The 15,382-nt window shown below is 59.2% G+C and carries 6 protein-coding genes; 5 read left to right on the top strand and 1 reads right to left on the bottom strand.

The window, feature by feature from the left end:
• The first annotated feature begins 313 nt into the window (after positions 1 to 313).
• Entirely contained in the window at positions 314 to 883 is a 570-nt protein-coding gene (locus ACZYSM_RS01090; protein ID WP_489068007.1) for a hypothetical protein, read from the top strand.
• A gap of 716 nt (positions 884 to 1,599) precedes the next feature.
• Here ACZYSM_RS01090 and putA read toward each other — a convergent pair.
• A complete protein-coding gene (gene putA / locus ACZYSM_RS01085; RefSeq protein WP_489068005.1) occupies positions 1,600 to 5,553 on the bottom strand; it encodes a trifunctional transcriptional regulator/proline dehydrogenase/L-glutamate gamma-semialdehyde dehydrogenase in 3,954 nt (1,317 codons plus the stop codon).
• 459 nt (positions 5,554 to 6,012) lie between these two features.
• On the opposite strand from putA, the gene putP reads away from it, so the two are divergent.
• The 4 genes from putP to ACZYSM_RS01065 all read left to right on the top strand — a co-directional run bounded on the left by putP (position 6,013) and on the right by ACZYSM_RS01065 (position 15,381).
• Positions 6,013 to 7,497 carry a sodium/proline symporter PutP gene (gene putP, locus ACZYSM_RS01080; RefSeq protein ID WP_489068003.1) on the top strand — a complete coding sequence of 495 codons (1,485 nt, stop codon included), beginning with the start codon at positions 6,013 to 6,015 and terminating at the stop codon, positions 7,495 to 7,497.
• Between the two features lie 486 nt (positions 7,498 to 7,983).
• Positions 7,984 to 9,876 (top strand): type VI secretion system Vgr family protein, encoded by a 1,893-nt coding sequence (locus tag ACZYSM_RS01075; RefSeq protein ID WP_489068001.1) that lies wholly within the window; start codon positions 7,984 to 7,986, stop codon positions 9,874 to 9,876.
• The gene (locus ACZYSM_RS01070; RefSeq protein WP_489067999.1) at positions 9,866 to 10,603 is read left to right on the top strand and encodes a DUF4123 domain-containing protein; all 738 of its coding nucleotides are present in this window, start codon (positions 9,866 to 9,868) and stop codon (positions 10,601 to 10,603) included. The genes ACZYSM_RS01075 and ACZYSM_RS01070 overlap by 11 nt, the downstream gene beginning before the upstream one ends.
• A complete protein-coding gene (locus tag ACZYSM_RS01065; RefSeq protein WP_489067997.1) occupies positions 10,603 to 15,381 on the top strand; it encodes an RHS repeat-associated core domain-containing protein in 4,779 nt (1,592 codons plus the stop codon). The genes ACZYSM_RS01070 and ACZYSM_RS01065 overlap by 1 nt, the downstream gene beginning before the upstream one ends.
• Position 15,382: the final 1 nt, after the last annotated feature.

Below are 15,382 nucleotides of genomic sequence, written 5' to 3'. Positions count from 1 at the left end.
GCGGCGGCACATCCAAAACTGATATGACTGACAGACCGCTATCGCGAGCAAGCTCGCTCCCACAGGGGGTTTGCAAACCAGGCGCCCATTGCAGGCGCCCGGTTTTTTTGGTTTAACCGATGGTCATCAAGCTGGCGTTACCGCCCCCCGGTTTCAGCGATCAGCGGAATCGGTGCGCCCTGTGTATTTAGTGGCAAATGCGAAGTTTCATACGCAATAAGGGGAAAGGGGGGGCATCCAGAATCTAAGCAGAGCTGTATCAAGCCTAGGCGCGATTGCACCGCAAGACTGCCTACTCCAACTTGGTGATGAAATGAAGCGACTAGTTCCCCGCCGCGAGATGAGCAAACACAGCCTTACTCGAATCGAAAGCCCCTTCTTTGCAGCGATTTATATCAATCGCTCGCTTTTACATCCACTGAAAATAGAGGGACTGACAGACCTGATCAGTGAGTGCTGCTCTTCGATTAGCAACTGTCTGTACGAGCGTGACAAGGCGACAATTCTTCAAAAAGTAGAACGTGGCGACTGGCTGCTGGTTTCCGACGATCCGTTTAGCCCACTCAGTCAGGACACCTTCGGAACATACTCGCACTTGACGGGTAAAGTCTTTTTATGTGGCGGTTCTTCTCTTAGGCAGATAGAACCTGCACGTGAACCGGTGCTAGAAAGGGAACCGTTGACGTTGCCTAAAGTGTTGGAGCTTCCTCAGAGGAAATCCAGATCTGATTCCGGACCTGGGAAATGGGTTATCAAAAATATTGACTACGACGGTGTAAAAAACACCCTCTCTATTCTGGTAAATAGAGCAGGATCATTAACCGATGAGGGGCGTGTGATTTTTCTGATGGGAAGGATTTTGCAAATACCACTCGAACTCTAGTCCAAGAGTGGCTTCCACTTGGCGATGATGAAAATTCTTTTGAAGCAGGTTAGGCAGCACATTCTTATAGGGCGCTACGTTATATAAAACAACGCTTTCAGGAGTCCGAGGATGAATGGCAAGTAACAGGTAAGTCATGGCATTGGACTCCCATTACGGCTGATACCGTTTATGAACGGAGAGTAGGCGAGCAATGACGGCAAAGAGGGTGGTGTGGTGGATTTGGGGTGGACTTGATGCTCTATATCTCACTTGGTACATGATCAGTAGTCTTCGTAAGGGTAAGGCTCCCTATCTAACGGATGCACTAAGCACGCTAGAGTTGCTAAAGGATCAAGGTGCTTTTCAAGTTGTAATGGTGGCTGTAAGTTGGGTATTGCAGCTATCAATATTTACCAGTTGCATCCTGTTTCTTGCTCGGCGAGATGAGGCTAAATGGCTAGGTTACTTGCAGTTACCCTTGCGGCTGTTTTTTCTTGTGCCTTCAGTTTCAATATTGCTGATTGGCGTTCAATTGTTTCCGGATTATAGCCCGGTTTTAATGGTGGCTTTGATTGTAGGCTCCGAGGTAGTGAAAGGTTGGAGTTTGTGGAAATTTGGAAAGCGCCAAGTAGTCCATTGATTATCCGAACCATAAAATAAGCTTCAGGTGCACACGAAAAAGGAGAGCAAGCTCTCCTTTTTCGTTGACCGTGATTTCAGCTACTCACGACGGTTTAACCGATGGTCATCAGGCTGGCGTTACCGCCCGCAGCAGCAGTGTTGACGCTCAGTGCACGCTCGATCACCAGACGCTCCAGCGCAATGTTGGTTTCGCCCTGGGACAGGCCTTGAACCCCGACGATAGCGCCGGCACGTTTAGCCACTTGCTGGCAGACCGCTCGCAGTTGGTCGGAGTCGCCGTGATGCAGGACGGCATCGAAGACCACGTCGTCCTTGTTCCAGTCGGCAACCAACTGAATGCGCGCTTGCACGTCTTTAGGCAGACGAGCGTAGAGCGCTTTGCTCAGTTCGGCCTCCGGCCACACCGCCGAGCTGCCCACAGCCAATACCGCCGCCAGTTGGGTCAGCAGGTCGGCCTCGACTTCCGCCAGGCACAATGCGTGCTCGCGCGGCAGGATGGCGTAGCTGTTGCGCTCGCCGGTCGGACCGTTCAGTTGGCGGGTAATACCGCTTTGCGATTGGGCGGCGAACTGCACGCAGAGTGCGCTCAGATCGGTCAGCTTGTTGCTGTCGGCCCAGGTTTGCAGCGCTGTTAGCGGTTTGCTCATGGCGTCGCGCAAACGAACATCCGGAGCGCTCAGTGCATCACTACGAACGAAGGACTGTTCGATTGCGTCGGTAGGACGAGTCGACAACAGGCGGTACAAGTACAGCGGACCACCGGCTTTAGGGCCGGTACCCGACAGGCCTTCGCCGCCGAACGGTTGCACGCCGACCACAGCACCGACGATGTTGCGGTTGACGTAGACGTTACCGGCGTTGACGTTGTCGATCACCTTGGCGATGGTCTCGTCGATCCGGGTGTGTACGCCCAGCGTCAGGCCGTAGCCGGAAGCGTTGATCTGAGCGATCAGTTGATCGATCTCTTTACGCTTGTAGCGCACCACGTGCAGCACCGGACCGAAGATCTCCCGTTGCAGCTCGTCGAAGCTTTCCAGCTCGATCAGGGTCGGCATAACGAAGGTGCCGCGCTTGCATTCTTCAATGTCGGCGATAGCCACCTGGTACACGTTGCGACCTTTGTCGCGCATGGCCTGGATGTGTTTCTCGATGCCAGCCTTGGCTTCAGCGTCGATCACCGGGCCGATGTCCACGGACAGACGTTCCGGGTTGCCGAGACGGCATTCAGCCATGGCGCCTTTGAGCATTTCGATTACGCGGTCGGCGGAATCTTCCTGCAAGCACAGTACGCGCAGTGCCGAGCAACGTTGGCCGGCGCTGTCGAAGGCCGACGATACGACGTCGATGACCACTTGCTCGGTCAGCGCCGAAGAGTCGACGATCATTGCGTTCTGGCCGCCGGTTTCAGCGATCAGCGGGATCGGACGGCCTTGAGCATCCAGACGGCCAGCGACATTGCGTTGCAGCAAACGAGCTACTTCGGTGGAGCCGGTGAACATCACACCTTTGACCCGATCGTCGCCGACCAGACGGGCGCCGACGGTTTCGCCGCGGCCCGGCAGCAGTTGCAGCACGCCTTCCGGAATCCCGGCCTCAAGCATCAGGCGCACGGCTTGGGCTGCGACCAGCGGGGTTTGTTCGGCAGGTTTGGCCAATACCGGGTTACCGGCAGCCAGTGCTGCAGCGACTTGACCACTGAAGATCGCTAGCGGGAAGTTCCACGGGCTGATACACACCACAGGACCCAGTGGGCGGTGGGCATCGTTGGTGAAATCGTTGCGGGCTTGAACGGCGTAGTAACGCAGGAAATCCACAGCTTCGCGCACTTCGGCGATGGCGTTGGCGAAGGTCTTGCCGGCTTCGCGAGCCAGCAGGCCCATCAGCGGCTGGATCTCGCCTTCCATCAGGTCGGCAGCGCGTTCGAGAATCGCGGCGCGTTCGGCTGGCGGGGTGGCCTGCCAGATCGGTGCGGCGTTCAGTGCGCACTGGATGGCGTTGTCGACATCTTCGACGTTGGCTTCTTGCACATGGCCGACCACGTCTCGCAGATCGGACGGGTTCAATACTGGTGCAGCCACTTCGTTGCTCGACGCGCAGCCGAGCATCGGCGCGGCTTTCCAGTGGTTATGAGCGGTGGCCAAGAGGGCGCAGGACAACGATGCCAGACGATGCTCGTTGGCCAGGTCGATGCCGCTGGAGTTGGCGCGTTCAGAACCGTACAGATCACGCGGCAGCGGGATGCGTGGGTGCGGCAGGCCGAAGCCGCCTTCCAGTGTCGCCATCTGCTCGATGCTCGCCACCGGATCGGCCACCAGCTCCTGAATCGAGATGGATTGGTCGGCGATGCGGTTGACGAACGAAGTGTTCGCGCCGTTTTCCAGCAGGCGACGGACCAGGTAGGCCAGCAGTGTTTCGTGAGTGCCGACCGGGGCGTACACGCGGCATGGACGGTTCAGCTTGCCATCGGCGACTTTACCTACAACCTGCTCGTACAGTGGTTCGCCCATGCCGTGCAGGCATTGGAACTCGTACTGACCCGGGTAATAGTTCTGGCCGGCGATATGGTAGATGGCCGACAGGGTGTGGGCATTGTGCGTGGCGAACTGCGGGTAAATGACTTCCGGCACCGACAGCAGTTTGCGTGCGCAGGCGATGTAGGAAACGTCGGTGTACACCTTACGGGTGTAGACCGGATAGCCTTCCAGACCTTCGACCTGGGCACGTTTGATTTCGCTGTCCCAGTACGCGCCTTTCACCAGACGGATCATCAGGCGATGACGGCTGCGGCGAGCCAGGTCGATCACGTAGTCGATCACATACGGGCAACGCTTCTGGTAAGCCTGGATGACGAAACCGATGCCGTTCCAGCCGGTCAGCTGCGGCTCGAAGCACAGACGCTCCAGCAGATCCAGCGAGAGCTCAAGGCGGTCGGCTTCTTCGGCATCGATATTCAGGCCGATGTCGTATTGCTTGGCCAGCAGGGTCAGCGACAGCAGGCGCGGGTACAGCTCGTCCATCACACGCTCGTATTGGGCGCGGCTGTAGCGAGGGTGCAGCGCCGAGAGCTTGATCGAGATGCCCGGGCCTTCATAAATGCCACGACCGTGGGAAGCCTTGCCGATGGAATGGATGGCTTGCTCGTAGGACGCGAGGTATTTCTGTGCGTCATGTTCGGTCAGTGCCGCTTCACCGAGCATGTCGTAGGAATAACGGAAGCCTTTGGCTTCGAAGCGGCTGGCGTTGGCCAGGGCTTCGGCGATGGTTTCGCCGGTGACGAACTGCTCGCCCATCAGGCGCATGGCCATGTCGACGCCCTTGCGGATCATCGGCTCGCCGCTCTTGCCGATGATGCGGCTCAGGGACGAGGTCAGGCCTGATTCGTTGTGGGTGGCGACCAGTTTCCCGGTCAGCAACAGACCCCAGGTGGCGGCGTTGACGAACAGCGATGGACTGTTGCCCAAGTGCGGCTGCCAGTTGCCGGTGCTGATCTTGTCGCGGATCAGCGCGTCACGGGTGCCTTTGTCCGGAATGCGCAGCAGCGCTTCGGCCAGGCACATCAGTGCCACGCCTTCCTGGGATGACAGGGAGAACTCTTGCAGCAGGCCTTGAACGATACCGGCACGGCCGCCAGCGCTTTTCTGACTGCGCAGTTTCTCGGCAATCGAGGCCGCCAGCTTATTAGTGGCTTCGGCCATCGCAGCGGGTAGGCGGGCCTGCTCCATCAGCATCGGCACCACTTCCGGCTCCGGGCGACGGTAGGCGGCGGTGATCGAGGCACGCAGGACCGATTGCGGCAGGATGCTTTCAGCGAACTCCAGGAAGCACTGGTGTGCGTGGTCAGCGTGCACGTCTGCGGCGTCGTCAGCGTCTTTGCCGGTCAAACCGCTCAGCTCGGTCAGGGTTGCACCACCCTCGAGTTTTTCCAGGTAATTGAAAATTGCCTGCTTGATCAGCCAGTGCGGCGTGCGATCAATCGAGGTCGCGGCGGCCTTGAGGCGTTCGCGGGTCGGGTCGTCGAGTTTGACCCCAAGGGTGGTGGTAGCCATATTTTTATCCTCATGTTTGCCACGACTGCGTGACATCAGCTGGCGGCAAGATTAGCCGCGCGCAGATCGAGGTGCAACCGGGTGCAACCCTTTTTTGTCGGAAAAATAGGCTGTTCGTCAGGAATTAAATTCCGGCAGCGAAAAGCCGTGCCTGCTGGGTGCTTTATGCTACTGGGAAATCAGGTTCTTGCTCCGAAAAGGAGCAAAAACAGCTGTTTCAGCTAAAAACCCGACTAGGTGCAACTTATTCGAACGAAACTGGTTGCACCTTATTTGCTTTGTTGAATAGCATTCGCGCACCAAGGTGCAACCTCCAACACGATGGTTCATCGGCTGATGGCTTTCCTGGGGAAACGTCAGTCATAAATGCGCGGCAACCGGAATCGTCTATCCACCTAGGTGTATGCCGACGGTCCGACAGATCGCTGCTAAATAAAAACAAAGCCAGGGCGCAATTTAATGAGTGTAAGTAATCCAACCTTGATCACGTTCGTGATCTACATCGCGGCAATGGTGCTGATCGGCTTCATGGCCTATCGCTCCACCAACAACCTTTCTGACTATATTCTGGGCGGCCGTAGCCTGGGCAGCGTTGTGACTGCGCTTTCCGCCGGTGCTTCGGACATGAGCGGCTGGTTGTTGATGGGCTTGCCCGGTGCAATCTACATGTCCGGTCTGTCGGAAAGCTGGATCGCCATCGGCCTGATCATCGGTGCCTACCTGAACTGGCTGTTCGTGGCCGGTCGTTTGCGTGTGCAGACCGAGCACAACGGCGACGCTCTGACCCTGCCGGATTACTTCTCCAGCCGTTTTGAAGACAAAAGCGGTCTGTTGCGGATCATCTCTGCAATCGTGATTCTGGTGTTCTTCACCATCTACTGCGCTTCCGGCATCGTAGCCGGTGCCCGACTGTTTGAAAGCACCTTTGGCATGTCCTACGAAACTGCGCTGTGGGCCGGTGCCGCGGCGACTATTGCCTACACCTTCGTGGGTGGTTTCCTGGCGGTGAGCTGGACTGACACCGTACAAGCCACGCTGATGATCTTTGCCCTGCTGCTGACGCCGATCATCGTGCTGCTGGCGACCGGTGGCATCGATACCACCTTCCTGGCCATCGAAGCACAAGATCCAGGCAACTTCGACATGCTGAAAAACACCTCCTTTATCGGCATCATCTCGCTGATGGGCTGGGGTCTGGGCTACTTCGGCCAGCCGCACATCCTCGCGCGCTTCATGGCGGCGGATTCGGTCAAGTCGATCGCCAAAGCACGTCGCATCTCCATGACCTGGATGATTCTTTGCCTGGGCGGCACTGTGGCCGTCGGCTTCTTCGGTATCGCCTACTTCTCGGCGCACCCGGCAGTGGCTGTTCCAGTGAGTGAAAACCACGAGCGGGTGTTTATCGAACTGGCAAAAATCCTCTTCAATCCGTGGATTGCCGGTGTCTTGTTGTCGGCCATTCTGGCTGCCGTAATGAGCACCTTGAGCTGCCAGTTACTGGTGTGCTCCAGTGCCCTGACCGAAGACTTCTACAAGACCTTCCTGCGTAAAAATGCTTCCCAAGTCGAGCTGGTCTGGGTCGGTCGCGCCATGGTGCTGTTGGTTGCATTGATCGCCATCGGTCTGGCTGCCAACCCTGAAAACCGCGTGCTGGGTCTGGTCAGCTACGCCTGGGCCGGTTTCGGTGCTGCATTCGGTCCGGTTGTACTGATCTCGGTACTCTGGAAAGGCATGACCCGTAACGGCGCACTGGCCGGCATCCTGGTCGGCGCGATCACTGTGATCGTCTGGAAGCACTTCAGCTTGTTGGGTCTGTACGAAATCATCCCTGGCTTCATCTTCGCCAGCCTCGCGATCCTGGTCGTCAGCAAGATGGGCGCTCCGACTGCTGGCATGCTCAAGCGTTTCGCAGCTGCCGAGAAAGACTTCCAGCTCAACAGCTGAGTGAGATGAGCGGATGCTCTGATCATCGTGTGACCTGAAAACGGCCCGCCTCCTTCTGGAGGCGGGCCGTTTTTTTATGTCTGTCGATTAATCGAGAGGTGTACGCACATTCCGTAGGAGCTGCCGAAGGCTGCGATCTTTTGATCTTTTGATCTTTTGATCTTTTGATCTTTTGATCTTCGGATACTCCGGAACCTGTTGTTCGCAGAAAAGATCGCAGGCTGCGCCAGCTCCTACGCCGACCAGGTACACCCGTAGAATTTCGGATGCGCATCTTCCCTGTAGGAGCTGCCGAAGGTTCGGGCTGCGTTCGGACGATCTTTTCGGGGGGGCCATTTTTTGGAGAGTTATGTAGCCGTAATGCCCTCATCTATGACGGAACAATTTCAGGTAAATGTAGGGGCAATCTGATTTCCATGTCCCTCCGTCAACGTCCGTTTGTGCTCATGCAGAATCTCCGGCCTTCACTCTGCAGAGAGACATCGGATGTTCGCTTCTGCCAATCAATTGCATTTCACCTTGAGCCTCGACGGCGTCCAGAGTGAGCTCAAGGTGCTTGAGTTCACCGGCAAGGAAGCTATCAGCCAGCCGTACCGTTTTGACCTGGAGCTGGTCAGCGAACGCCCGGACCTTGACCTCGAAAGCCTCCTGCACCGGCAGGCATTCCTCAGTTTCGATGCGCGCAACAATGGCATTCACGGGCAGATTTATCGTGTGGCTCAAGGCGATTCCGGCAAACGCCTGACTCGGTATCAAATCAGCCTGGTACCGCAACTGGCGTATCTCGCTCAGCGCATCAACCAACGAATTTTTCAGCACAAGACGGTGCAGGAGATCATCACCCAAGTACTCAAGGAACACGGCATCCAGCGCGATGCCTTCGAGTTCCAGCTCGGCAGCCAATACGCCAAGCGCGAATATTGTGTGCAGTACGCCGAAAGCGATCTGGCGTTCATTCAGCGGCTCTGCGCCGAGATCGGCATTCACTACCACTTCCAGCACCGCCCCGAGGGTCATCGTCTGATCTTCGGTGATGATCAAACGGTGTTCCCCAAACTGCTACGACCAACCGTTTACCTGCCAGGTAGCGGGATGGTCGCCGAAGAACCAGCGATCAAACGCTTCAGTGTGCGACTGGAAACCCGCACCACGGGCGTGACCCGCCGCGATTACGATTTCAACAAACCGCATCTGCTACTGGAAAGTGCGGTGACGGGTGAGCAACGGCCAGCGCTGGAAGACTACGATTACCCCGGTCAATTCACCGACCGCACCGAAGGCAAACACCTGGCTCAGCGAGCCCTGGAACGCCACCGCGCGGACTACCGCCAGGCCGAGGGTTGCAGTGATCAATCGGCGCTGATCAGTGGGCATTTTCTGACAGTCGCCGAGCATCCGCGTTCGGAGTGGAATGACCTGTGGTTGCTGACGGAAATCGAGCATCAGGGCAAGCAGCCCCAGGTGCTGGAAGAGTCGGTGAGCAGCGACTCTTCGGACGGCTTTTCCCAGGGTTATCGCAACACCTTCCTGGCCACACCGTGGGATGTGCTGTTTCGCCCACCATTAGGTGAGCCCAAACCAAGCATGCCGGGCTATCAACACGCAGTGGTCACTGGTCAGGGGGACAGCGAAATTCATTGCGATAAGTACGGGAGGGTCAAGGTTCAATTCCGGTGGGATCGCGACGCAAAACTCAACGAACATTCCAGTTGCTGGCTGCGGGTGGCGACCGGCTGGGCTCATGACCGTTACGGCAGCGTGTTGATTCCGCGGGTTGGCATGGAGGTACTGGTGGGCTTCGTCGACGCCGATGCCGACAAGCCGTTGGTGATGGGCTGCCTGCCAAATGCTGCCAACCCGGTACCGCTCAATCTGCCGGCGGACAAGACCCAAAGCATTTTTCGCAGCCACAGCAGTCCGGGTGGCGGTGGCTACAACGAACTGCGCATCGAAGACCGCAAAGGCGCCGAGGAAATCTATCTGCGCGCCCAGCGCGACTGGAATCAGCACGTACTGCATGACCAGCGGGTGCAAGTGGATAACGATCACAGCATCGTCGTCAAAGGCACCTCCAGCATCCGGGTGCGCAATCAACTGCTCAATGCCAGTGAGCAGTTTCACGTCCTTGCCCTGGGGCAAGTGGTCATCGACGGCGGCGCCAACGTAACCATTCAGGCCGGCGGGCATTGGATCAACATTAACGCTGGCGGGATTTTCAGCAGTGTGCCGATACAGGTCGGCGGCGCCCCGCAGTTGACGGCGGCACCGAGGTTGGTCCCGCCAGCACTGCTGAGCGCCGCACAGATTCTCAGCCTGAAAAGCGACGCGCCATTCTGCGAAGAATGCGAGCGCTGCAAGGAGGGTGTCTGTGCCGCCTGAGAACCTTTCGCCACAGGCCTGGCTTGAGCGCCAGCCATTGCAGCCCTCAGAGCGGCTGTTCGTGATCCTCGGCAACGCCAGCGATGCCCAGCCGCTCAAGGCCTACCAACAGTTGGTCGCGATACAGGCTCTTAGCCCGATCTGGGCCGACACCGCCTATGCCGAATGGGAAGTGGTGATGCCCTATGTCGGCGTCGTCGCCCCAGACAGTGAATTCCTCGACTGGATTGCCAACACCAAGGCCAAGGATTGGGGTTGGCTAACGGTTTCTTCGGCAGGCCAGGAAGCGTTGGTTGAGCACCTGCGCAGCCTGACCAAAGTGCTGCTGCCCAATGGCAAACAGGTGTTTTTCCGCTTCTGGGACGGGCGCCATTTGCTGCCGACTCTTCAGGGTCCTGAGGTTGATGCGAGCGAGCTGCTGCCTCTGTTCAAGCGTTGCCTGATCAATGGTCAGAGCCTCGAGATCAGCGCCAGTGCCGTGAACACAGCCAAGGCCTGCCCTTGGTGGGAAGTTCCTCTGCCACTGCTTGATCGTCTCGCAGCGAAGGACGCCATCACCCAAACCAACAACTTGCTGACGTGGCTGAGCGAGGCCCGCCCAGAGCTTTACGGTGCTTATTCAGAAAGCATTTTGAGACACAAGGTGGCGGACTTCGTTGCCCGTTCAGACCTGCCTCGCACGCCAAAAGAAGCACTCGCTGACTACCTGATCTCGGAGCAAGGTTGATGGATCACATTGCTCATATCGAAGCGCAACTCGACACCTTCAAAGACACCCTCGGTCTCTATCGCAAACAAGTCAGCAGCTGGCTCGGCAGGACGCTGGACAAGGGCAGTCGCGCCGCCGATCTGCCGTCGCTGTTGGGCATGGAACGGGTGATCAAGCTCGGGACCACCAGCACCTCGGTCAGCATGAGCGACGACGATTTCATCTCCAGCGTCGCCCAATGCCCGGCCAGCGGGATTCTTGAAATCGAGAGCAAGTTCGAGTCGGTTTACGACATTCCGCTTGGCAATATTCAGGTCGACGTCATACCGGCAGGTGGTGGCCCCGCTTTGCCTATCACTCTGGATGAACAGGGCAAGGCGCAGTTCAAGGGCGAGGCCGGCAAGTTCTATCGGGTCCGGGTTCACAGTGCAGTGACCCCGGCGCAAGTCGATGAGCTGTTCGCTGCCTACGACGGGCTGACGCGGGATCTGGAAGGCTGGCTGCGCGGCGAGTGGCAGGGCTTTAAACCGCAGTGGTCGCAGCAGTCGGCTCAGGCGGCGGGCAACGGCATGCTGGCCGGCAGTTGGGCGGCTATCGAGGGCGTGTGGGACAGCATCAGCCTGCTCAGTGAGATGCTCAAGAACCCGGGGGCTCACCTCGAACGTCTGGGCGGCAGCGCGCAGCAGCTGGCCGACCTGGCGCAACGCGCGCCGGACTTGATGGAAAAAGCCATGCTGCTGGCCAGCGACGAGGCGGCGCTGTGCCTGTTGTTGCGCACCGCGAGCCTCTGGCTGGACTCCTTGCCGCCAAGCTTGAGCGCCGGAAAGACGGCCGAGGTGATTGCCACGGTCGTGGTGCAGATCCTGATCGACCTGCTGATTGGCCTCGTGCTGAGTGTTGCCAGTGCCGGCATCGGCGTCGCCTATCTGACGCTGCGGCTGGCGGACCATGGCACGCAGATCCTCAAGGCCGGCCTGCGCTTCGTCGAGTCCCTATTCAAGATCATCGACAGCTTTATCGGCTATGTCGACCGCTACAAAAAGGTCGCCGCCCGGGGGCTGACCGGCGGCCAGAAACAGGGCGTATTGGAGATGCGCTGGGGCGCGCGCCGCAACGCCACACTGAAGAAACAGGAACACCACGACGACGCCCCCAGCCAGGCGAAAAACCCCAACGGCGACAGTGCCGACACCGCCCGCAACACCGCCACCCACGGCTGTCCGGTATCCATGGTCACCGGCGAAGAACTGCTAACCCTCAGCGACGGTGAGCTGGACGGGGTGTTGCCGTTTAGCTGGACCCGGTTGTACCGCAGCAGTGCCGTGGAGCTCGACTGCGGCCTCGGGTTTGGCTGGAGTCATGCGCTGGCGCAGCGGCTGGCGATCAGCGACGACTCGGTGATCTGGACCGATCATGAGAACCGCCGCACCCCCTTTCCGCTGCCCAGTGTCGAGCGCCCGGCGATCCACAACAGCCTGTCGCGGGCGGCGATTTATCTGGGCGACGATCCGGAGGAACTGATCCTCGCCCAGGCCGGTGACGAGGCGCGGTTCTACCATTTTCGCGAGGGCCGGCTGAGCGCCATCAGCGATGCCTATGGCAACCGGCTGCGCATTACCCGCGACCGCCAGGAACGCATCCTTCGTCTCGACAACGGCGCCGGCCGCGCCCTGCGCCTGCGCTATGACCGCGCGCACATCATCGCCGTCGACTACCAGAGCTTGCACCCGGCGGACACCCTCGAAGCGGCCTGGCACACCGAGCAGACGCTGGTCCGCTACCGCTATGACGAACGTCAGCGGCTGGTCGAGGCGAGCAACGCCGCCGGTGAATGCGAGCGTTACGACTACGACGATCAGCAGGTCATCCTGCAGCGGCAACTGGCCGGTGGCGCGAGTTTTTTCTGGGCGTGGGAACGCGTGGGCAAAGCCGCGCGCTGCATCCGGCACTGGGCGAGCTTTTCGCAGATGGACGCGCGTTACGTCTGGGACGACCAGGGCCGCGTCAGCGTCCGGCATGCCGACGGCACTGAGGAGACTTACACCCACGACGAGCAGGCGCGCCTGGTGCGCAAGGTCGAACCGGACGGGGCCGAGCACCTTAAGGCCTACGACGGCCAAGGGCGGCTGACGGCCGAACAGGACCCGCTCGGCGCCGTCACCGAGTATGTGTATGACGAGGCCGGGCGCCTCAGCGCGGTATTGCCCACCGAGGACCAGCCGACGGCGTTCGAGTACCGCAACGGTTACGTCCACCGGCGCCAGCGCGGCCAGGCGCAGTGGACCTACCAGCGTAATGCGCAGGGTGCCATCACCCGGCAGACCGATCCTGGCGGCCACGTCACCCACTACAGTTACGACGGCCAAGGCCAGTTAACCGGCATCCGCTACCCCGACCATAGCCTCCACACGTTGGGCTGGAACGCGCTTGGCCAACTGATCGAAGAGGTGTTACCCGACGGCGGTCAGCGCCGTTATGCCTACAATGTGCTGGGCCGGCAGATCAGCCGACAGGACGAACACGGCGCGCTCACCCAGTACCACTGGGATGCCGTGGGGCGGTTGCTGCACACCACCTTGCCCGGTGGCGCCACCCGCGCCTTCAGCTACAACGCCTACGGCAAAGTCACCGCCGAGCGCGATGAACTGGGGCGCATCACCCGCTACGAATACGCCGACGACCTGCACCTGGTCAGTCGCCGGATCAACCCCGACGGTACCCAGCTGCGCTATCGCTACGACAACGCGCGGCTGTTGCTCAGCGAAATCGAAAACGCAGCCGGTGAGCGCTACCAGCTCGAGTACGGTCCCAACGGGCTGATCCGGCAAGAGACCGGGTTCGATGGGCGGCGCACCGCGTACGCCTATGACCTCAACGGCCAGCTGCTGGAGAAAACCGAGTTTGGCGAGGATGGCAGTGAACTGCTCACCGCCTACCAGCGCGACTCGGCGGGCCGCTTGCTGCTCAAGACCCTGGCCGACGGCAGCCAGATTCATTACCGCTACGACGGCCTCGGTCGGCTGGTCGGCGTCGACGACGGTCACTGGCCGCTGGAATATGAATACGACCTGCACGACCGGCTGATCACCGAGCATCAGGGCTGGGGCACCCTGCGCTATCGCTACGACGCCTGCGGCCGGCTCAATCACCTGCGCCTGCCGGACAACAATAAACTCGACTACCACCACGGCCCCGGCGGCAGCCTCAGCGCCATCGACCTCAACGGCGCCCGGCTGACCACTCACCAGTTCAGCGCCGGTCGTGAACAGCAGCGCGAGCAAGGCCGGCTGCTCAGCCAGTACCAGTACGACGAACAGGGCCGGTTGCAGACTCACGCCGTGAGTCAGCAGGAACGCCGGCTTTACCGCCGCGACTACGCCTACAGCGCCAACGGCAACCTGGCCCTCATCAGTGACAGCCGCCACGGCCAACGCAACTATCACTACGATCCGCTGGACCGACTGACCAGCGTCCGCCATCCGCACGACGCACGCCCGGAACACTTCAGCCACGACCCGGCCGGCAACCTGCTGATCCAGGACCGCCCCGGCCCGGCCCGGGTCAAAGGCAACCGCCTGTTGATGCAAGGCGATCGCCATTACGACTACGACGCCTTCGGCAACCTGATCCGCGAACGCCGCGGCAAAGCCCAGTGTCTGATCACCGACTACCGCTACGACTGCTTGCACCGACTCATCGGCGTGACCCTGCCGGACGGCAGCCGGGCGGCTTACAAGTACGACGCCTTCGGTCGGCGCATCGGCAAAACCGTCGACGACCAGACCACCGAGTTTTTCTGGCAAGGCGAGCAGCTGATCGCCGAACGCGGCCGCCACCACTACCGCAGCTACGTTTACGAACCCGGCAGCTTCCGGCCCCTGGCCCTGCTCGACGGCGAAGGCCCACGCAACGCCTGCCCGTTCTACTACCAACTCGACCACCTCGGTACCCCGCAGGAACTCACCGACTACAGCGGCGAAATCGTCTGGTCCGCCCAATATACCGCCTACGGCAAACTCACCCACCTCAGCCAGGACACCGAAGAACCACTCGAGCAACCGCTGCGCTTCCAGGGCCAATACTGCGACGCGGAAACCGGCCTGCACTACAACCGCCATCGCTACTACAATCCGGACATCGGCCGCTACCTGACGCCCGATCCGGTCAAGCTGGCCGGTGGGCTGAACGCCTACCAGTACACCCCGAATCCGACGGGGTGGGTGGATCCGTTGGGGTTGAGTACCTGCCCTGGAGCGGATGGGTGCAAGCCGTCGATGGGGGTGGAAGACCCAGCGAGAAAAGCGCGGGTTGATGAGGGTGAGCCGCCGCTGCCGAAGATGAATGCTGAGCAGCGGCGGGCTAGGATAGATGAGTTGGCGGAGGCGAATGCTTACCGACATTTGGATGAAATGGAAGACTCGATTGACGATGCCCATTTTTTACAGAGGCACGGAGCCCAGACTACCTTGCAATCTCAACTTGAACGGGTGAAAACAGGTAAAAATCCATCTACGGGAGAAATTGAAGTCTATAAAAAAGGACGAAGAAAAGGAGAACCTGTGATACCTAGTGCCGCAACTCGCTTTATCAGTCATAGGGATCAGTTAAATGCAATATACCGTGCGAAGTTAATTTTCAAGCAAAGCAATATAGCTGCATCGCAAAAGCCGATAGAGATGGGGAGAAAAGTGGGTGAGGGGTATAAAAGAGGAACGCTTGAGTATGGCGAGCAAACCAAGGCGGTGGTTATATTAAATAATAGTGGTGAACCAATTACGTCTTATACGGAATTTTAAA

It is taken from the genome of Pseudomonas sp. F220 (genome assembly GCF_057813935.1).
This window is presented reverse-complemented; position numbering and strand designations above follow the sequence as displayed.

What these genes read in the sequence shown, in the direction of transcription:
- ACZYSM_RS01090 (WP_489068007.1), top strand. Translation starts at nt 314, where the DNA reads ATGAAGCGACTAGTTCCCCGCCGCGAGATGAGCAAACACAGCCTTACT.
- putA (WP_489068005.1), bottom strand. Translation starts at nt 5,553, where the DNA reads ATGGCTACCACCACCCTTGGGGTCAAACTCGACGACCCGACCCGCGAA.
- ACZYSM_RS01065 (WP_489067997.1), top strand. Translation starts at nt 10,603, where the DNA reads ATGGATCACATTGCTCATATCGAAGCGCAACTCGACACCTTCAAAGAC.
- ACZYSM_RS01075 (WP_489068001.1), top strand. Translation starts at nt 7,984, where the DNA reads ATGTTCGCTTCTGCCAATCAATTGCATTTCACCTTGAGCCTCGACGGC.
- putP (WP_489068003.1), top strand. Translation starts at nt 6,013, where the DNA reads ATGAGTGTAAGTAATCCAACCTTGATCACGTTCGTGATCTACATCGCG.